Raw genomic sequence first — 18,949 nt, forward strand, 5'->3', positions numbered from 1 at the left:
GTCAAATCAGCGGCGCCACTGCCTCTCTATGGTATGCGGGTAATCAGAAGAGGCATTCCAATGGACAGGGTAAAGAACAAGGTCGTCATCGTCACCGGCGGGGCCAAGGGCATAGGCCGGTCGGCCTGCCTTCTGCTGGCGCGCGAAGGCGCCAAGGTCGCTGTCGTCGATATGGACCCGACCGGCGAAGCGGTGGCGGCCGAAATCCGCGCCGGCGGCGGAGAGGCGTGGTTCTGGCCGCTCAATACCCTGAACGAAGCCGATATCGCCCGCGTCTTCGCCGAGGTGGCGCACCGCTTCGGCGGCATCGATGCCCTGGTCAATAATGCCGGTATCGCCGGGGTCAACAAGCCGACCCACGAGCTGAGCGAGGCCGAATGGGACGCGGTGATGGACGTCAATGTCAAGGGCGTCTTCTTCTGCACCAAGCACGCCATCCCTTACCTGCGCACGGCCGGGGGCGGCTCGATCATAAACCTGTCCTCGATCTACGGCCTGATCGGCGCGCCCGACAATCCGCCTTATCACGCCTCAAAGGGGGCGGTGCGGCTGATGACCAAGACCGACGCCATGCTGTATGCGGCCGATCATATCCGCGTCAATTCCATCCATCCCGGCTATATCTGGACACCGATGGTCGAGGGTGTGGCCCGGCAGGATCCGGAAGGCATCGACCATTTCAAGGCGGCCATCAGCCAGTTGCACCCGCTGGGTGTCCTGGGCGAGCCGGATGATATTGGCTGGGCGGTCGTCTACCTGGTGTCTGACGAGGCCAAATTCCTCACCGGCTCGGAACTGGTGATCGATGGCGGCTATACGGCGCGGTGACATGTAATTATGCGCGCCATGCAGATATCACGGACCGGCCCCCTGCATGACCGGTCGTTGGAGCCGGTGGAGGTTCCCATACCCGTGCCCGGTCCCGGCGAAGTGCGGCTGCGCGTCCTGGTTTGCGGCGTTTGTCATACCGAACTGGACGAGGTCGAGGGCCGCGTCCTGCCGCCACATCTGCCGATCATTCCGGGCCATCAGGTGATTGGGCGCATCGACGCCATCGGCGAAGCGGTCGAGGGTTTGTCTGTCGGCGACCGGGTCGGCGTCGCCTGGATTTTCCATGCCTGCGGCCAGTGCCGCCATTGCCTTGATGGCGAAGAAAACCTGTGCGCCGGCTTCAGGGCCACGGGCCGTGACGTCAATGGCGGTTATGCCGAAAAAATGATCGTCTCCGCCGATTTCATCCATGCCATCCCGGAATCCTTCAGTGATGCCGAGGCCGCACCCCTGCTTTGCGCCGGCGCCGTCGGTTTCCGTGCTCTGCGGCTGACCGGCTTGCTGGATGACGAACAGGATGCGCCCGTGCTCGGCTTCAGCGGCTTCGGTGCGTCGGCGCACCTGGTGCTGCAACTGGCCCGCCAGCGCCTGCCGAACTGCCGGTTTTATGTCTTTGCCCGCAGCGCCGAAGAACGCGCCTTCGCCTTGAACCTTGGCGCCGATTGGGCCGGCGATTTCGATGAAACGCCGCCGCAGCCGCTGGACGCTATTATCGACACTACGCCCGCCTGGCGGCCGGTCGTCTGCGTTCTGCGCCATCTCGCGCCCGGCGGCCGGCTGGTCATCAATGCCATCCGGAAGGAAGACGCCGACAAGCCGGCTCTGCTGGAGGTCGACTATGCCCGCGACCTGTGGCTGGAAAAACAGGTCCGCAGCGTCGCCAACGTCACCCGCGAAGATGTGCGCGAATGCCTGCTGTGGGCAGCCGAGGCCGGTCTCCATCCGCAGGTGGAAATCTACGACCTGGCGGATGCCAACCAGGCCCTGCTCGATCTCAAGTCGAAGCCGGTGCGCGGGGCGAAGGTCCTGCGCGTCGCCAGCGATACCACCGCCCCGTCAGCCATTTAAGCCCTTCCAGGCCCGTCAGCATGAGCACGCCGGCGCAGAGGGCGAGAGCCGTCATGGGCCAGGACGGCGCCTCAAAGCGGAACAGGTGGCGGGCAAAAGGCAGGCTCAACACAAGCGTCAGCACCACCGCCACCGCGAGGAAAACCAGCACCAGGGCACGATTGGGCCGGCGTATCGCTTCCAGGATGGAGGCGGCGCGCGAGCGATTGACCAATACCAGGCTGAGAATGACTGCCACCAGGGCCACAAAGGTCACGGCGCGCACGGCATCCACCGGCAGCCCGGCGGTGAGCGCCAGACCCAGCATCAGGACGACCGCGCCCAGGGCCAGCCCGCCCTGGATGACGCCGCGGCTGATAAAGGCCAGCGAAAACATCGGCCGTTCCGGATCGCGCGGCGGCCGGCGCATGATGTCGTCCTCCTCTGTCTCTGCCTCGAAGACGAGGGTGCAGACCGGATCGATGATCATTTCCAGAAAGGCGATATGGACCGGCCCCAGCAGGATCGGCAGGCCGAAGAGCAGGGGCAGCAGAGCCAGCCCGGCGATCGGCACATGTACGGCCAGGATGAAGGTGACCGCCTTGTGCAGATTGTCATAGATGCGCCGTCCCAGGCGGATAGCCTTGACGATCGAGCCGAAATCATCGTCGAGCAATACGATGGCAGAGGCTTCGCGCGCCACGTCCGTACCGCGCTGGCCCATGGCGATGCCGATATGCGCCGCCTTGAGCGTGGGGGCGTCGTTGACGCCGTCACCGGTCATGGCCACCACCTCGCCCTTTGCTTTCAGCGCTTCCACGATGCGCAGTTTTTGTTGCGGCATGATGCGCGCGAAGACGGTGGTGGCCTCGATGCGGCGGGCGAGGTCGGCGTCGTCCATCGCCGCCAGTTCATCGCCGGTCAGTATCTCGGTGGCGTCGATCCCGGCCTGGGCGGCGATGGCGCGCGCGGTTACCGGATAATCGCCGGTGATCATGACGACGCGGATTCCGGCCGTCCGGCATTCGGCCACCGCCGCCGGCACGGCGGCTCTCAAAGTATCGGCCAGGCCGACCAGGCCCAGGAATTCAAACGCGAAGCCGTGCTGGTCCTCAGGCAAGACGGGCCGCGCCGCCGCCCGCGCCACCCCCAGCACCCGCAGGCCCTCCGCCGCCATGGCGTCGGCATCGCTTGCAAGTCGGGCACGCCCCGTCGCATCGAGCCCGCACAGTTCGGCGATCGCTTCCGGCGCCCCCTTGCCGGCCACCACCAGCTCGTCGTCATCCGCCCTTTGCCAGACATTGGACATGGCCAGCAGGTCGGGATGCAGGCCAAAGGCCCGGATTAGTTGCCACTGATGAACAGCGCCATCCGGACGAAAGGCGTGCAGGGCCTTTTCCATCGGGTCGAACGGCTCGCGCGCGCTGGCCAGGATGCTGAACCGAGCCAGGTCGTGGAAAGCGTCCGGCAGGGCCTCGTCGGATGCCCGATAGACCTCGCCGTTGGGCCGGCGCAGTTCAGCCACCCGCATGATATTTTCCGTCAGGGTGCCCGTCTTGTCGGTGCAGAGTACCGTGGCCGCGCCCAGGGTCTCAATTGCCGCCGCCCGCCGGGTCAGCACCCTGGCGCGTGAAATGCGCCACGCCCCCATGGCCATAAAGATGGTGACGACGACGGGAAATTCTTCCGGCAGCATCGACATACCGACGGCGATCCCCGCCAGCAGGGCCTCCAGCCAGGTGCCGCGATAAAGACCGTAAAGCACCATAACCAGCAGGCTGATCGCCCCGCCGCCGATGGCGAAGACACGGACCAGCCGGCCCATTTCCCGCTTCAGGCGTGGCGGCTCGGTCATGAGTTCGCCCAGGCTCTGGCCGATGCGCCCGATCTGGCTGCGCGGTCCGGTGGCGATCACCTCGGCGAGGCCGGCACCGCGTACCACCATCGTACCGGAAAAGACGTAGGGCCGGTCATCGCCGCCCGGCACCGCCGCCTCTTCTGCCATGGTGACAGCCGCCACCTTGCGGACCGGCACCGACTCGCCGGTCAGCAGGGATTCGTCGGTTTGCAGGCTTTGGCAGTCGATCACCCGACCATCGGCCGGCACCCGATCGCCTTCGCTGAGCACCAGCAGATCGCCCGCCACCACTTCGCGCCCGGCGATGCGCTGGCGCTGGCCGTCGCGGATGACCAGGGCGCGCGGACTGGTGAGGTCGCGCAGGGCCTCCAGCACCCGCTCAGTACGCGCTTCCTGAACCACGGTGATCACCACCGAAAACAGGGCGAGGATCATCAGTATGACGGCTTCGCTCAGGTCGCCCAGCAAGAGGTAAATCAGGCCGCCGGCGATCAGCAGGGCCAGCATGGGCTCGCGGATCACCTCCAGTGCGATCCGTAAAGGGGTGCGCCTGGCCTGGCGCGGCAGTTCGTTGGCACCGTCACGCGCAAGACGAAGGCCGGCCTCTTGCGTACTCAGGCCGGTGGGAAGCCTCTCTGCGGGTCCGGACATGATCTCTCCTCTCGTGTGTACGACCGGGAGACGCCCGCCTTGATCACAATCAAATATCTACGCGAATTCCGCCGGACAGGTTTGACAGCGATCAAATGGCGGGCGCCGGGCGGCGATTAAACTGCGATCCGAGGCCGCATCTTGCGCCCGCATCTCAGTCAATAGGAGCTAATCATGAAAGACGATCAGTTGCATCAGGATGTTCTGGACGAACTGGATTTTGAACCCAGCATCAATGCTGCCCATATCGGCGTTGCTGTCGAGGACGGTATCGTGACCCTGACCGGCGAGGTCGGCAGCTTTGCCGAGAAGTACAATGCCGAACGCGCCGTCCGCCGCGTCAAGGGCGTGCATGGCATAGTCGAGCACATCAAGGTGGTGTTCCCGTCCGACAAGGTGACGGGCGATGCCGAAATCGCCGAACGCGTCCTGGCCAGCCTGAAATGGAGCGCCCTGGTGCCGGCCGACCGCGTCACTGTGAAGGTCGAAAATGGCTGGGTGGCGCTCAATGGCGAACTCGACTGGCAGTTCCAGAAATCGGCGGCCGAGGCGGCCGTGCGCAGGCTGTCAGGCATCAAGGGCATCAGCAACCTGATCAAGCTGCCGCCGCAGGTGGCCGGCACCAATGTCAAGCAGCGCATCGAGGACGCCCTGAAACGCAATGCCGAGGTCGAAGCCCAGCGCATTCAGGTCGGTGTCAACGGCTCAAAGGTGATCCTGAATGGCAGCGTCGATACCTGGCATGAACGCAATGTCGCTGAAAGCGCCGCCTGGGCCGTGCCAGGCGTCACCATGGTCGAAGATCACCTGCGGATAGCCTGATTTTTTGGGCTTGATTTTTAAATTTTGAAAGGAGCCAGTCATGTCTACTCAATCCCTGACGCCCGCTCGTAAGGAGGCCGTTTCCGTTGTCCGGGGCGATAATCCGATCCGCGGCCTGCAAAACGACGTCAACCGCCTGTTCAATGATTTCTTCGGCGACCTGTCCTTTCCCTCATGGGATAATTTTTTTGGGGACCGATTCACCAGTGCAATGTCGATGAAAATGCCGGCACTCGACCTGCGTGAAAGCGACAAGGCGTACACGCTCGTGGCCGAGGTGCCGGGTATGCAGGCCAAGGATATACAGGTCTCGACCACCGATGGCTGCATCACCCTGGCCGGTGAAAAGGTAGAGTCGCACGAAACGCGCGACAAGGACTATATCCGCCAGGAACGCAGCCACGGCAGCTTCCGGCGCGTCATCCCCATGCCGGCCGATGCCGATATCGACAATGTCAAGGCCGAGATGAAGAACGGCCTGCTCACCCTGACCATCGCCCGCAAGGCGGAGGACAGCACGAAGTCGCGCAAGGTCGATATCCGGGAACTGGCCTGAGAAATGGCCTGAGCATGTAAATATATCCGGCCGGCACAGTCATTATGTGCCGGCCGGATATTGACCTGAAGGCGGTGAGGGTTCCGTCAGGTCATGGCTAAACCCAATGACTAAACTGAGCGCGGGCATCCTGTTGTTTAATGAACGCGCCGATGGCCTTCATGTGCTGCTGGTGCATCCCGGCGGCCCGTTCTGGGCACGGCGTGATCTGGGCGCCTGGTCGATCCCGAAAGGAGAATATGCGCCGGGCGAAATTCCCGAACAGGCGGCACGGCGTGAACTGGCGGAAGAGACCGGCCTCAGCCTGACCGCCGACCTGATCCCGCTGGGCGAGGCGCGCCAGCCTTCCGGCAAGGTCGTCACCGCCTTTGCCGCACGGTCCGACTTCGATCCGGCCGATGTTCGCAGCAATCTGTTCGAGCTGGAGTGGCCAAAGCATTCCGGCTCGATGCGCCGCTTTCCCGAAATCGACCGCGCCGAATGGTTTGACCAGACGGAGGCCCTCCGGCGCATTCTGCCCGGCCAGGCCGTCTTTATCGACCGGCTGATGACCGCACTTGGCCAGCCCGTTTAGGCCGTCTGATATTGCTCATAGGCGGCAATCGCATCCGCCGCGTACATCAGCGAAGGCCCGCCGCCCATATAGATGGCCATGCCCAGGCATTCCTCGACCTCGGCCCTGGTGGCGCCCAGGCGGACGAGCGCCTCCATGTGGAAGCCGATACAGCCGTCGCAGCGCGTGGCGATGCCGATGGCCAGGGCGATCAGTTCCTTGGTCTTGCGATCGAGCGCGCCGTCCTTGCCGGCGGCCTGGGCCATGGCGGAAAATCCGCTCATGGTCTCCGGGATATCCTTGCGCAGGGTCTTGATATTGGCGGAAATGCGTTTGGTAATGTCGGGGTAGGACTTGGTCATGGAGGACTCGGTTACTTGAAGCTGACGCCGGGCTTGACGCCCAGTTTCTTGAAGATCATGGCAGCCGGGCAGAAGCCGGTGAAGGCCGCCTGGAACATATTGGCGCCGGCAAAGGCGGTCAGCCAATACCACAGCGGGTTGACGAAGTGGCCGAGTGCCAGGCTCGCCAGGACGACGAAGCCGGCAAAGGCCATAACGGCTTTATCAAGAGACATGATCATTCACCTTTCAGTTTGTGGGCGCCCATCATGTTGAGCGCCATTTTTTCAAAGAACATTTCGCTTTTCCCGGCCTTGACCTTGCCGATGAAGTAGCCTTCGAAGGCTTCCTTCGCCAGGTGGACCCACTTGCCGGAAGCGGCCCAGTTGATATTGCGCGGCGGGATCTGCGGTTGGGCGAAGAAGGCCACCCCGCCATCGCCGAAATCGGCCAGGCAGATGGCATTCCAGGTCGCCTCGTGCGTCGGCGCCTGCCCGGAGAGTTCCTGTTTGAGGTTGTGCGCCACGGCCGTGACCATGGATTCGATCATGAAGCCGGTCTTGGGCACACCCACCGGCACGGCGGTCTTGCCCATCGGCGGAATGGCCACGCAGACACCCAGGCTGTAGATATTGGGGAAGGCCGGATTGCGCTGGTGCTTGTCGATCAGGATAAATCCGCGCGGATTGGTCATGCCCTCGATGCCGCGCACCGCCTCAACGCCGCGGAAGGCCGGCAGCATCATGGAAAAGCCGAAGGGCAGTTCGTGATCGGCCTTGTGTACGCCGTCCTCGGTCAGTTCCTCGACAAACATCTTACCGGCTTCCACACGGCTGACCTTGGCGTTGGTGATCCACTTGATGTGGCGGTTGCGCATCTCGCTTTCGAGCAGGCCCTTGGTATCGCCGACGCCATCGAGGCCGAGATGGCCGATATAGGGTTCGGAGGTGACGAAGGTCATCGGCACGCGGTCGCGCACCTTTCGCTTCCTCAGTTCGGTATCGACGATCATGGCGAATTCATAGGCCGGGCCGAAACAGGAGGCGCCCTGCACCGCGCCGATCACCACCGGCTGCGGATTGGCGGCCAGTTGGTCAAAGACTGTGCCTGCGGCCACGGCGTGATCGACCTGGCAGACCGATTGCGTAAAGCCGGTATGCGGCCCCAGGCCCTCGATCTCGTCAAAGGCCAGTTCCGGACCGGTAGCGATGACCAGATAGTCGTAGGTGAGGGTTTCGCCGGTCGTCAGTTGCAGGGCATTATTCGCCGGATCGATGCGCGTGGCGCCTTCCGGTTGGAAAATAACGCCCTTCTTCTGGAAGACGGGACGCAGATCGACCTCGATCGCCTCACGCTTGCGCCAGCCCACCGCCACCCACGGATTGGACGGTACGAACTGGTAGGTATGGCCCTTGTTGACCACGACGATCTCGGCCTTGTCGCCGACGGCTTCCCTGATCTCGAAGGCGGCGATGGAGCCGCCAAGCCCCGCGCCCAGAATGACGATGCGTGGTGTCTTACCGGTAGTCATGGTACTCTGTCCTCCTGATTTGGCCTGGTTCCAAGCCTTAGGCTTAAAAAGGCCGGTGAGGTTTGATCGGCGTCAAACCTTACCGTTTCGATTGGTGGCATCTCCAGACCGGGACACCGCGAAATGTGGTGTGAAGGGTCTTGATTGTATATTTGAATTATCTTATATTCGGATTATCGAAAATACAATACCTTTTTTCAGCCCTTCCGGAGACCCGATCATGTTCAGCCTGTTCACTGTCAAAAACCTCACACCCGCCGAAGTCCGCGACGGCATGGAAAAGGGCGACATCGTCCTTGTCGATGTCCGCGAACTGAATGAGCATAATGCCGAGCGCATAAAGGGCGCAGTCAGTGTTCCCTTGTCACGCCTCGAAACCGCAAAGCTGCCGGAAGCCGATGGCAAGCGGATCGTCATGCACTGCGCCGGCGGTGTACGTTCGGCCAGGGCCGTGACATTGTGCCGCAAGCGCGGCCTGACGGTCGATCATCACCTGGCCGGCGGCATTGCTGCCTGGAAGGCTCACGGCCTGCCGACTATCCGATAATTATTGCGTAAAGGGGTGCATCACATGCCGAGGCCAGACCAAATGCTGCGAACAGACAAAATGTTGCGAGCTGGACTATCGATCATTGCCATATCCATTGCCGTGTCGGGCATGGGACTGGCCTCATGTGGCCGCAAGGAGCCCGCCCCGGCGGTGACCGCCTATAAGGGCCAGACCCTGCGCGTCTCCGCCCAGACCATCGATGATGTCAAGCCGCTCGCCGCCACTCTGACCACACGCCAGACCGGCGAGGCGACGGCGCGCGTCTCCGGCATACTGACCAGCCTGAAGGTGCGCGAAGGCGACATGGTAAAGCAGGGCCAGGTGATCGGCTTCGTGCAGGACCAGAGGCTGAACCTGCAGACCGGCGCCTATGACCAGGCCGCCGTGGCCGCCGAGGCCCAGGCCAATCTGGCGCGCGCCGCGCTGAAGCGCACCCAGACCCTCTTTGACAAGGGCATCTACGCCCAGGCGAAACTGGACCAGGACAAGGCCGCGGCCGATGCCGCTGAAGCCAATGCCCGCGCCGCCCGCGCCCAGACCTCGGCCAGTGGCGAGGCGGCACGTCAGGGCGCCATACTGGCCCCGGCCAGCGGCCGCATCATCCACGCCACTGTGCCGGCCGGATCGGTGGTCATGGCTGGTCAGTCCGTTGCCACGGTCACCGCCGGCGCCCGTGTGGTGCGCATCGAATTGCCGGAAGCCCAGGCCGCTGCGCTCAGCCTCGGACAGAACGTCCTGCTGGATGCCAATGGCGTACGCAGCACAGGCGTCATCAGTGAAATCTATCCCTCCGTTACCGCCGGCCAGGTGGTGGCCGATGTCACGCCGCAAGGTCTGGAAAACGCCGTGATCGGGCAGAAGGTCACCGCCTATGTCGGCGTCGGACAGCGTCCGGCGATCGTCCTGCCGCGCAGCTATGTCGCCACGCGCTACGGTCTCGATTATGTCCGCCTGGTGCAAAAGAACGGCACGGTCATGGAAACCACCGTCCAGACGGCCCCGACCGGTGATCCGCAGCGCCTCGAAATCCTGGGCGGCCTGACTGCCGGCGATGCCGTCGCCCCCTATGGCGCTTCTCTCGGAGCCGAAAAATGAGCGATGCAAAGCTGGGCCTTTCCGGCCGCCTGACCAAGGCCACCCTGACCTCGCCGCTGACACCGCTGTTCCTGATCGTCGCCATTCTGGTGGGCCTGCTCGCCGTCATGTCGATCCCGCGCGAAGAAGAGCCGCAGATCAGCGTGCCGATGATCGATATCTCCGTCGCCGCGCCCGGCCTGAAGGCCGTGGACGCCGAACAACTGGTGGCCAAGCCGCTGGAAGCCATCGTCAAAAGCGTCAATGATGTCGACCATGTCTACAGTTTCATCGATGACGACCGCGTACTGGTAACGGCGCGCTTCAAGGTCGGCACCGATCCGGACAATGCCGCCATCCGCATCCGCGAAAAGCTGGACGCCAATATGGACCGCTTGCCGGTCGGCATCGCCGCGCCGCTGGTGCAGACGCGCGGCATCAATGACGTGCCGGCCATGATCATCACCCTGTCGCCAAAGCCCGGCAGCGGCGACGCCCTGAGCGACACCGCCCTCTATAACCTGGCGGCGCGCCTTCGCGTCGAACTGGCCAAGGTCGACAATGTCGGCCTGACATTTATCGTCGGCGGCCGGCCGGAAGAAATCCGCATCGAGCCCGATGCCGCCGCCATGAGCGCGCGCGGCGTCTCGCTGGAAACCCTGATGACCGCCGTCAAGGCCGCCAATACCAGCTTCCCGGCGGGCAATATCCGCCAGGCCGGACAGGCCGTGACGGTGGGCGCCGGCCAGACCCTGCAAACCGCCACGGATGTCGGTCTGATCACCCTGCCTTCGGTGACGGGCCAGAATGTCCTTGTCCGCGATGTGGCCACCGTCATCCAGGCGCCGCGCGAGGATCAGTCGCATGTCTTCCGTTATGCCCGGCTGAAAGACGGCACCTGGGGCCAGTCGCCGGCTGTTTCCCTGGCCATCGCCAAGCGCAAGGGCGCCAACGCGGTGGTGCTGTCCCATGCCGTCCATGCCCGTGTCGAGGCCCTGCAAGGCACGCTGATCCCCGCCAATGTGCAGGTTTCCATCACGCGCGACTATGGCGAAAGCGCCAATGAAAAGGCCAATGAACTGCTGTTTCACTTAGGGCTGGCCACCGTCTCCATCGTTATCCTGATCGGCTTCACCATCGGCTGGCGCGAGGCCGGCGTCACCGCCGTCGTCATCCCCACCACCATCCTGCTCACCATGTTCGCCTCGAACCTGATGGGCTATACGATCAACCGCGTCAGCCTGTTTGCCCTGATCTTCTCGATCGGCATACTGGTCGATGACGCCATCGTCATGATCGAGAATATTGCGCGCCACTGGGGCATGAATGATGGCAGAAGCCGAACCGCCGCCACCATCGACGCCGTGGCCGAGGTCGGCAACCCGACTGTGATCGCCACTCTGACCGTCGTGGCGGCCCTCCTGCCCATGCTGTTCGTCTCCGGCCTGATGGGGCCCTATATGGCGCCCATTCCGGTCAATGCCTCGGCGGCGATGATCTTCTCTTTCTTTGTCGCCGTCATCCTGGCGCCGTGGCTGATGATCCGCTTTGCCCGGAAAACATTGAAAGCCGGCGAACACGGCCATTCGCATGACCATGAAGGCTTTATCGGCGCCATTTACCGCCGCGTCGCTGCCGCCATCATCAGGGACAAGAAGAGCGCCGGTCGCTTCCTTGCCTGGGTGGGCATTGCCACCGTGGTCGCGTGTTCTGCCTTCTATTTCAAGGCCGTCACCGTCAAGCTCCTGCCGTTCGACAACAAGTCCGAGCTTCAGGTCATCGCCGACCTGCCGCGCGGCACCTCGCTGGAAACCACCCAGCGCATCCTCAACCAGGCGGCGCAGATCACCACGCAACTGAAGGAGGTCGAGGCCATCGATTCCTATGCCGGCACGGCCACGCCCTTCAATTTCAACGGTCTGGTGCGCCATTATTATTTTCGCACCAATCCGGAGCAGGGCGACCTGAACGTCCTGCTGGCGCCCAAGGGTGAGCGTTCGCGCGCCAGCCACGCCATCGCGCTCGACCTGCGTCAGCGCCTGAAGGCCATACCCCTGCCGCCCAATGGTGTGCTGAAGGTTGTCGAAGCCCCGCCGGGACCGCCGGTCATGGCCACCCTGCTGGCCGAAGTCTATGGCCCGGATGCCGCCACGCGGCGCGCCGTCGCCGAGAAGGTCAAGGCGATCTACAGGTCCGTCCCCTATATCGTCGATGTAGATGACAGCTATGGCGTGGCCGCGCCGCGCCTGGATATCGTCGCCAACCGCCAGCGGCTGGAAGCGCTCAATGTCTCCGACGGCCAGGTCTATGCCTCTTTGGGCGCCCTGATGAACGGACAGGTGCTCGGCTATTCCAACCGCGGCGATGGCCGTGATCCGCTGGAAATATCCCTGCGCCTGCCGCAATCGCAGCGCACCTATGACCAGGCCCTGCAATCCATGCCCGTAGCGACCTCGGTCTCGGCCGCCGGTACGCGCCTGGTGTCGCTCGGCGAAGTCACCACGGCGAAGCCCGGCCTGACCTCGCCGCATATCTTCCGCCGTGACGGCCGTGACGCTGACATGGTCCTGGGCGAAATGGCCGGGCAGTATGAGGCGCCAATCTACGGCATTCTGGCGGTCGACAAGGCGATCAAGAACGCCAATTGGGGGAATCTGCCCGCGCCCGCCATCCGGCTCAACGGCCAGCCCGCCGATGAAAGTCGCGCCACGGTCCTGTGGGACGGTGAGTGGGAAATCACCTGGGTCACCTTCCGTGACATGGGCGCCGCCTTCGGCGTGGCCCTGCTGGGCATCTATGTGCTGGTCGTCGGCCAGTTCAAGAGCTTCAAGCTGCCCCTGGTCATCCTGACGCCTGTACCCCTGACCCTGATCGGCATCGTCATCGGCCACATCCTGTTCCGTGCGCCCTTCACCGCCACCTCGATGATCGGTTTCATTGCGCTTGCCGGCATCATCGTGCGCAATTCGATCCTGCTTGTCGACTTCATCCGCCATGCCGACAAGCTGGATGCCAATGGCAATCCGCGCCGCCTGCAGGATATCCTGCTCGATGCCGGCGCCACGCGCTTCAAGCCGATCCTGCTGACGGCCCTGGCCGCCATGATCGGCGCGGCGGTGATCCTGACCGACCCGATCTTCCAGGGGCTGGCGATTTCCCTGCTGTTCGGGCTTTTGTCTTCCACGCTTTTGACCGTGCTGGTAATTCCTGCCATCTACGTCGTTATGCGAGGTGATTCCGGGCATGGCGATTCCCAAAACAGTAAGGCGTAACCCATGAACAAGCCTGTTTCTCCCATGACTCTGGCGGCCAGCGCCCAGAAGGCCAGCCGCCTTCTCAAGCTCATGGCCAGCGAGCAACGGCTGATGATCCTGTGCAGGCTGAGCGAGGGCGAGCAAAGCGCCGGCGAACTGACCGAACTGGTGGGCTTAAGCCAGGGCGCGGCCTCGCAGCACCTGCAAAAGATGCGGGCCGAGGGCCTGGTCGGCACCCGCCGGGATGCCCAGACCATCTATTATCACCTGGCCGATGAAGGCGCCGGCCAGGTAATCGATCTCCTGTGCCGGATCTATGGCGAGGCCGAAAAGGCTTAAGCGGCGGAATGACAGAAGAGGAGGGGGAAGCGGGCATGACATCAGCACCGGCGAAATCAACCACAGCCGGTCGTGCGCTGGAAGTCCTGCTGGCCTTTCTGTGGCTGGGCCTGACCTCGTTCGGCGGGCCGATCGCCCATCTCGGTTATTTCCGTCGTGCTTTCGTGCAGAAGCGAAAATGGCTGAACGAAGACGAATATGCCGACCTAGTGGCTCTCTGCCAGTTCCTGCCCGGTCCCGCCAGCAGCCAGACGGGCCTGCTGATCGGCCTGCGTCGCGCCGGTGCCTGGGGCGCCCTGGCCGCCTGGACGGGCTTTACCCTGCCATCCGCCCTTTTGATGTTCACCTGTTCCGTTCTCGCCCCTGGCCTGAAAGGTCCGGTGGCCCTGAGTGCGATCCATGGCCTCAAACTGGTCGCCGTGGCGGTTGTCGCCCAGGCGGTCTGGAGCATGGCGAGCAAGCTCTGCCCCGACCGGCGGCGCGCGGCTATCGCCCTGGCCGCCTTTCTGGTTATCCTGCTGGTGGCATCACCGGCGACGCAGCTTCTGGCCATTGCCGGCGGCGGTTTCCTGGGACTGCGGCTGTGCCGTGACATTCCTGACATCTCTGCCGGTGCGGCGCATCCGCCCGTGCGCCGGCGCGTCGGTATCGCCGCCGGTGCGGTTTTCATCGGCATACTGGCCAGCCTGTCTCTGGCGTCCGCCCTCTATCCGGGACATACGCAATGGGGGCTGGCCAATATCTTCTTCAAAAGCGGCACGCTTGTTTTCGGCGGCGGACATGTGGTGCTGCCCCTGCTGCGCGATGCGCTGGTGCCGACCGGGTGGATCGGCGATGACGCCTTCCTCGCTGGTTATGGCGCGGCGCAGGCCATGCCGGGGCCGCTATTTACCTTCGCCGCCTATCTGGGGGGCGCGGTGGCCTCACCCTGGAGCCCCGCAATGATGGCGGCACTCGCCCTGGTCATGCTGTTCCTGCCCGGTGTCCTGCTGGTGCTGGCCGTCTATCCATTCTGGTCGCGGCTGGGGCATAATCTCGTGGCGCGCGCCGCACTGGCGGGGGTTAATGCGGCGGTGGTTGGCATCCTCGGCGCAGCGCTTTACAATCCGGTCTGGACATCCGCCGTTTTCGGACCGGACGATGTCGCCATCGCGGTTGCCGGCTTTCTGCTTCTCGAAAAATGGCACACCCCGCCGCTGCTGGTCGTCGGTCTCTGCGTCGGCGCCTCGATGCTCCGGCTGTACCTCGGGTTCTGAGGCTCAGGCCTTAAATGTGGTGATGTCGGTTCGCACTGAAATCGGCGCTTTTGCTGAGTGAAAATGGCTCTGCGAACAAAACAGCCTATCAAGTCGAATATGAAAGTTCGATTATTTTAATCGCTCTAGCTAAGATTTGTCGGCCGACGCATAAGGCTGGACTCCGATTCAAATAATTGAACTTTCATTCAGTCTAGTGTTGATTCTCTGGCATCCGCACGATCAAACCATCAAGCGCGTCGGACACGATAATCTGGCATGATAGCCGCGAGGTTGGTTGCAGGTCGTTAGCGAAATCGAGCATGGATTCTTCCATGACCGAAGCCGTGCCGGTCTTGTCGGCCCATTCCGGATCGACATAGACGTGGCAGGTGGCGCAGGCGCAGGCGCCGCCGCAATCGGCATCGATACCGGGGATGTTGTTCTTGACCGCGCCTTCCATGACGCTCTGGCCCGGCTTGACCTCGATGATGTGTTCTTTGCCGTCGTGTTCGATATAGGTGATCTTGGCCATGATTTCTTTCCTCCTCCCCTGTGAGCCACTTGGCGAAACGGGGGAGGTGGCGGGCTTGTCCCGCCGGAGGGGGCATTCAAGACGGTGGGGAACGGCCCCCTCCGTCGCGGACTTCGCTGCGCGAGCGCCGCGCCACCTCCCCCGCTAAAGCAGGGGAGGAGAAGGGGTTTTATCCCTTCGCGGGCATCATCTTCTTGATTTCGGCGATCGCCTTGGCCGGGTTGAGACCCTTCGGGCAGACCTGCGCGCAGTTCATGATGGTGTGGCAGCGATAGAGCTTGAACGGATCTTCGAGCGACTCCAGGCGGGCCTTGGTGTTTTCGTCGCGCGAGTCGGCGATCCAGCGATAGGCCTGAAGCAGGGCCGCCGGACCCAGATACTTGTCTTGGTTCCACCAGTAACTGGGGCACGAGGTCGAGCAGCAGGCGCACAGGATGCACTCGTAGAGACCATCGAGCTTGTCGCGATTCGCCGGGGTTTGCAGGCGTTCCTTTTCCGGATCAGGCGTCTTCGATTCCAGCCACGGCTCGATAGAGGCGTACTGGTTATAGAAGCCCGACAGGTCCGGGATCAGGTCTTTCACCACCGGCATGTGCGGCAGCGGGGCGATGGTGATGTCGCCCTTGAACTCATCGTGGCCCTTGGTACAGGCCAGTGTGTTGCGGCCGCCGATATTCATGGCGCAGGAGCCGCAGATGCCTTCACGGCAGGAGCGACGGAAGGCCAGGGTCGAATCAACGTTATTCTTGATATAGATCAGCGAGTCGAGCAGCATCGGGCCGTGATCGGCCGAATCCACCTCATAGGTGTCCCAACGCGGGTTCTCGCCGGCATCCGGATCGAAGCGGTAGATCTTGTAGGTGCGCGTCGTCTTGGTCTTCTTCGCGGCCTTGAAGCGCTTGCCTTGTTTGATCTTGGAATCGCGGGGGAGGGTAAGCTCAACCATATCAGTAAACCCGTGCTTTCGGCTGAATGTAGGCGATGTCGTTGGTCATGGTATAGGTATGGACCGGACGATAGTCCGTCTTCACCTGACCGGTTTCGGTATCGATCCACATCAGGGTGTGCTTCATCCACTTTTCGTCGTCGCGGTTCGGGAAGTCCTCGCGGGCATGGGCGCCGCGGCTTTCCTCACGGTTGACGGCCGAATTAACCGTGACGACCGCCTGATTGATCAGGTTGTCATATTCCAGCGCCTCGACCAGGTCGGTATTCCAGATCAGGCCGCGATCCTTGATGCCGATATCCTTGGATGCGGCATGGATTTCGGCCAGGCGGGCAACGCCTTCCTTGAGGGTGTCGCCGGTCCGGAAAACGGCAGCGTCCTTCTGCATGGCTTCCTGCATGGAAAGGCGCAGTTTCGCGGTCGGCGTGGCGCCGGACGCATTGCGGAATGTATCGAGGCGAGCCAGATGCTTGTCGACCTGGGTCTTGCCGATATCCTTGTGCGCGACGCCCGGCTGCACCAGTTCCTTGGCGCGCAGGCCGGCGGCGCGGCCGAAAACCACAAGATCGATCAGCGAATTGGAACCGAGGCGGTTGGCGCCATGTACCGACACGCAGGCCGCTTCGCCGACAGCCATCAGGCCCGGCACGACCGTATCCGGATTGCCGTCCTTAAGGGTCAGGACTTCGCCGTGATAATTGGTCGGGATGCCGCCCATATTGTAGTGGACGGTCGGGATGACCGGGATCGGCTCCTTGGTCACATCGACGCCGGCGAAGATCTTGGCCGATTCCGAGATGCCCGGCAGGCGCTTGTGCAGGATTTCCGGCGGCAGGTGATCGAGGTGCAGGAAGATATGGTCCTTCTTCGGACCGACGCCGCGGCCTTCGCGGATTTCCATGGTCATCGAGCGCGACACGACGTCACGCGAGGCCAGGTCTTTCGCCGAGGGGGCGTAGCGTTCCATGAAGCGCTCGCCGGCCGAGTTGGTCAGGTAACCGCCTTCGCCGCGCGCGCCTTCGGTGATCAGGCAGCCGGAGCCGTAGATGCCGGTGGGGTGGAACTGCACGAATTCCATGTCCTGCAGCGGCAGGCCGGCGCGCAGCACCATGGCGTTGCCGTCACCGGTGCAGGTGTGGGCCGAGGTGGCCGAGAAGTAGGCGCGGCCATAGCCACCGGTCGCCAGGATGACGAGGTGGGCGCGGAAAACATGGATGTCGCCATTGTCGAGCTGCCAGGTGGTCACGCCACGGCACACACCGTCATCCATGATCAGGTCGAGGGCGAAATGCTCGATGAAGAACTCGACATTGTTGCGCACCGACTGGCCATACAGCGTGTGCAGCATGGCGTGACCGGTACGGTCGGCGGCGGCGCAGGTGCGCTGCACCGGACCTTCGCCATAATTGCGGGTCATGCCGCCGAACGGACGCTGGTAGATCTTGCCGTCCTCGGTGCGCGAGAAGGGCACGCCCCAGTGTTCCAGTTCGTAGACGGCCTTCGGTGCGTTGCGCACGAGGTATTCGATGGCGTCCTGGTCACCCAGCCAGTCCGACCCCTTGACGGTGTCGTACATGTGCCATTCCCACTTGTCCTCGCCCATATTGCCGAGCGAGGCGGCGACGCCACCTTGGGCGGCCACGGTGTGGGAGCGGGTCGGGAAGACCTTGGTGATACAGGCGGTTTTCAGGCTGGCTTGCCCGGCACCAAGCGCGGCCCGCAGGCCGGACCCGCCGGCGCCGACCACGACCACGTCATATTCGTGATTGATGATGTTATAGGGTTTAGCCATTTTTACGCCCCCTGGTGCAGAACGAAGAGCGCGTAGCCGGTGGCAATCAGAAGAGCCGCACTCAGGAGAATATTGAGAAACATCGTAAAGCCGCGCAGGCCGCCTTGCAGATAGTCATCGATGATGACCTTGATGCCCATATACATATGCCACACCGAGATCAGCATGGTCAGGCCGATCAGGCCGGCATTGAGGGGCACGCGGGCAAAGGCCACGGCCGCATCGAAGCCGCCGCCGGCAACGGTGAAGGCCGCGTAAGCCGCCCACAGGGTGAGCGGGATCAGGACCAGCGAGGTGCCGCGTTCGGCCAGCCATTCGCCGGCGCCGTGATGGGCCGATTGTTTCCAGGACTTGACGCTCTTGGCGCCGACATTGCGATCAGTAGTCATCAGAAATGCACCTTGCCGGTGGAGAACAGGACCGCCCAGAAGACGAGGGTGAGAACAACGCCGAGGATCATGGTCCACAGGGCGATCTGGTCGGCTTTCTTCGGCTCGAAACCGGCGCCGGTATCCCAGATCAGATGGCGCAGGCCGCCGGTCAGGTGAACGAAACCGGCAAGTGACAGGCCGAACCAGACCAGCAGGCCGAGCGGCGACGAGGCCAGCGTCAGAAAACAGGTGTAGTGTTCACGCCCCATGGCGAGGGCGACCAGCCAGGCGGCCACCAGGATCGCCCCGGCGACCGAAGCCGAGCCGGTAACGCGGTGCATGATCGAGCTGAACATGGTGATATGCCAGCGCCAGACCTGCAAATGGGGTGACAAAGGGCGGTGAGGAGTCTGAGACATATGTGTGGCCTTAACCCATGTCTTGTACCGGCGCGAAAAACGCAGCCGGGAACGTTACACTTGCCGGTCTTTTAGACCCTGAAAGCGCTGTGTCAATCAAGCTTTCAATACGAAAAGCCGTTTTTTGCAGATCACTTACGCGAACGCTTCGCATCCGCATGAACGGGCTTCACGACGATGTGATTCCCATTTCGCCCCAGCTTCGACAAATTTTTATGGTTTGCTTATCTGATGAATAACTTCT

The 18,949-nt window shown here is 62.9% G+C and carries 19 protein-coding genes; 10 read left to right on the forward strand and 9 right to left on the reverse strand.

Going from position 1 to position 18,949, the window contains the following annotated elements; all coding sequences use genetic code 11:
* Nucleotides 1-60: 60 nt before the first annotated feature.
* Together ACTHND_RS07400 and ACTHND_RS07405 are read left to right on the forward strand one after the other, a co-directional pair.
* On the forward strand, nucleotides 61-828 hold the full coding sequence (locus tag ACTHND_RS07400; RefSeq protein ID WP_440177285.1) for an SDR family NAD(P)-dependent oxidoreductase: 768 nt from the start codon (nucleotides 61-63) through the stop codon (nucleotides 826-828).
* Nucleotides 829-846: 18 nt separating this feature from the next.
* Nucleotides 847-1,899, forward strand: coding sequence for a zinc-dependent alcohol dehydrogenase family protein (locus ACTHND_RS07405; protein ID WP_440177287.1), 1,053 nt, complete (start codon nucleotides 847-849; stop codon nucleotides 1,897-1,899).
* Here the strand turns inward: ACTHND_RS07405 and ACTHND_RS07410 are convergent.
* Nucleotides 1,826-4,387 carry a cation-translocating P-type ATPase gene (locus tag ACTHND_RS07410; protein WP_440177289.1) on the reverse strand — a complete coding sequence of 854 codons (2,562 nt, stop codon included), beginning with the start codon at nucleotides 4,385-4,387 and terminating at the stop codon, nucleotides 1,826-1,828. The genes ACTHND_RS07405 and ACTHND_RS07410 overlap by 74 nt on opposite strands.
* A 174-nt stretch (nucleotides 4,388-4,561) precedes the next feature.
* On the opposite strand from ACTHND_RS07410, the gene ACTHND_RS07415 reads away from it, so the two are divergent.
* The 3 genes from ACTHND_RS07415 to ACTHND_RS07425 all read left to right on the forward strand — a co-directional run bounded on the left by ACTHND_RS07415 (nucleotide 4,562) and on the right by ACTHND_RS07425 (nucleotide 6,339).
* Complete coding sequence (locus ACTHND_RS07415; protein WP_440177291.1) at nucleotides 4,562-5,209, forward strand: BON domain-containing protein; 648 nt, start codon at nucleotides 4,562-4,564, stop codon at nucleotides 5,207-5,209.
* Nucleotides 5,210-5,249: 40 nt separating this feature from the next.
* The gene (locus tag ACTHND_RS07420; protein WP_440177293.1) at nucleotides 5,250-5,765 is read left to right on the forward strand and encodes an Hsp20/alpha crystallin family protein; all 516 of its coding nucleotides are present in this window, start codon (nucleotides 5,250-5,252) and stop codon (nucleotides 5,763-5,765) included.
* A gap of 106 nt (nucleotides 5,766-5,871) precedes the next feature.
* Nucleotides 5,872-6,339, forward strand: a complete 468-nt coding sequence (locus ACTHND_RS07425) for an NUDIX domain-containing protein (protein WP_440177295.1) — start codon at nucleotides 5,872-5,874, stop codon at nucleotides 6,337-6,339.
* Here ACTHND_RS07425 and ACTHND_RS07430 read toward each other — a convergent pair.
* From ACTHND_RS07430 to ACTHND_RS07440, 3 genes are read right to left on the reverse strand one after another with little or no spacing between them, the layout of a single operon-like run.
* The gene (locus tag ACTHND_RS07430; protein WP_440177297.1) at nucleotides 6,336-6,680 is read right to left on the reverse strand and encodes a carboxymuconolactone decarboxylase family protein; all 345 of its coding nucleotides are present in this window, start codon (nucleotides 6,678-6,680) and stop codon (nucleotides 6,336-6,338) included. The two genes, ACTHND_RS07425 and ACTHND_RS07430, sit on opposite strands and share 4 nt — an antisense overlap.
* Before the next feature lie 11 nt (nucleotides 6,681-6,691).
* Entirely contained in the window at nucleotides 6,692-6,895 is a 204-nt protein-coding gene (locus tag ACTHND_RS07435; protein ID WP_440177299.1) for a YgaP family membrane protein, read from the reverse strand.
* 2 nt (nucleotides 6,896-6,897) lie between these two features.
* Complete coding sequence (locus ACTHND_RS07440; RefSeq protein WP_440177301.1) at nucleotides 6,898-8,190, reverse strand: NAD(P)/FAD-dependent oxidoreductase; 1,293 nt, start codon at nucleotides 8,188-8,190, stop codon at nucleotides 6,898-6,900.
* 220 nt (nucleotides 8,191-8,410) lie between these two features.
* Here ACTHND_RS07440 and ACTHND_RS07445 point away from each other — a divergent pair, with 220 nt between their 5' ends.
* From ACTHND_RS07445 to chrA, 5 genes are read left to right on the forward strand one after another with little or no spacing between them, the layout of a single operon-like run.
* Entirely contained in the window at nucleotides 8,411-8,737 is a 327-nt protein-coding gene (locus tag ACTHND_RS07445; protein ID WP_440177303.1) for a rhodanese-like domain-containing protein, read from the forward strand.
* A 60-nt stretch (nucleotides 8,738-8,797) separates the two neighbouring features.
* Complete coding sequence (locus ACTHND_RS07450; RefSeq protein ID WP_440177305.1) at nucleotides 8,798-9,835, forward strand: efflux RND transporter periplasmic adaptor subunit; 1,038 nt, start codon at nucleotides 8,798-8,800, stop codon at nucleotides 9,833-9,835.
* Nucleotides 9,832-13,086: an efflux RND transporter permease subunit gene (locus tag ACTHND_RS07455; protein ID WP_440177307.1), complete on the forward strand. Its 3,255-nt coding sequence runs from the start codon at nucleotides 9,832-9,834 to the stop codon at nucleotides 13,084-13,086. Before ACTHND_RS07450 ends, ACTHND_RS07455 begins: the two co-directional genes overlap by 4 nt.
* A gap of 3 nt (nucleotides 13,087-13,089) precedes the next feature.
* On the forward strand, nucleotides 13,090-13,407 hold the full coding sequence (locus tag ACTHND_RS07460) for an ArsR/SmtB family transcription factor (RefSeq protein WP_440177309.1): 318 nt from the start codon (nucleotides 13,090-13,092) through the stop codon (nucleotides 13,405-13,407).
* 35 nt (nucleotides 13,408-13,442) lie between these two features.
* A complete protein-coding gene (gene chrA / locus ACTHND_RS07465) occupies nucleotides 13,443-14,663 on the forward strand; it encodes a chromate efflux transporter (RefSeq protein WP_440177311.1) in 1,221 nt (406 codons plus the stop codon).
* Between the two features lie 193 nt (nucleotides 14,664-14,856).
* On the opposite strand, the gene ACTHND_RS07470 is transcribed toward chrA, so the two are convergent.
* From ACTHND_RS07470 to sdhC, 5 genes are all read right to left on the reverse strand, one after another.
* On the reverse strand, nucleotides 14,857-15,177 hold the full coding sequence (locus tag ACTHND_RS07470) for a 2Fe-2S iron-sulfur cluster-binding protein (RefSeq protein ID WP_090649080.1): 321 nt from the start codon (nucleotides 15,175-15,177) through the stop codon (nucleotides 14,857-14,859).
* Nucleotides 15,178-15,346: 169 nt separating this feature from the next.
* Nucleotides 15,347-16,123, reverse strand: a complete 777-nt coding sequence (locus tag ACTHND_RS07475) for a succinate dehydrogenase iron-sulfur subunit (protein WP_440177313.1) — start codon at nucleotides 16,121-16,123, stop codon at nucleotides 15,347-15,349.
* Nucleotide 16,124: 1 nt separating this feature from the next.
* Nucleotides 16,125-17,915, reverse strand: coding sequence for a succinate dehydrogenase flavoprotein subunit (gene sdhA / locus ACTHND_RS07480; protein ID WP_440177315.1), 1,791 nt, complete (start codon nucleotides 17,913-17,915; stop codon nucleotides 16,125-16,127).
* A 2-nt stretch (nucleotides 17,916-17,917) separates the two neighbouring features.
* A complete protein-coding gene (sdhD, locus tag ACTHND_RS07485) occupies nucleotides 17,918-18,304 on the reverse strand; it encodes a succinate dehydrogenase, hydrophobic membrane anchor protein (protein ID WP_440177317.1) in 387 nt (128 codons plus the stop codon).
* Complete coding sequence (sdhC, locus tag ACTHND_RS07490; RefSeq protein WP_440177319.1) at nucleotides 18,304-18,705, reverse strand: succinate dehydrogenase, cytochrome b556 subunit; 402 nt, start codon at nucleotides 18,703-18,705, stop codon at nucleotides 18,304-18,306. Before sdhC ends, sdhD begins: the two co-directional genes overlap by 1 nt.
* Nucleotides 18,706-18,949: the final 244 nt, after the last annotated feature.

This window comes from Asticcacaulis sp. (assembly GCF_051954415.1).
Lineage (GTDB): Bacteria > Pseudomonadota > Alphaproteobacteria > Caulobacterales > Caulobacteraceae > Asticcacaulis.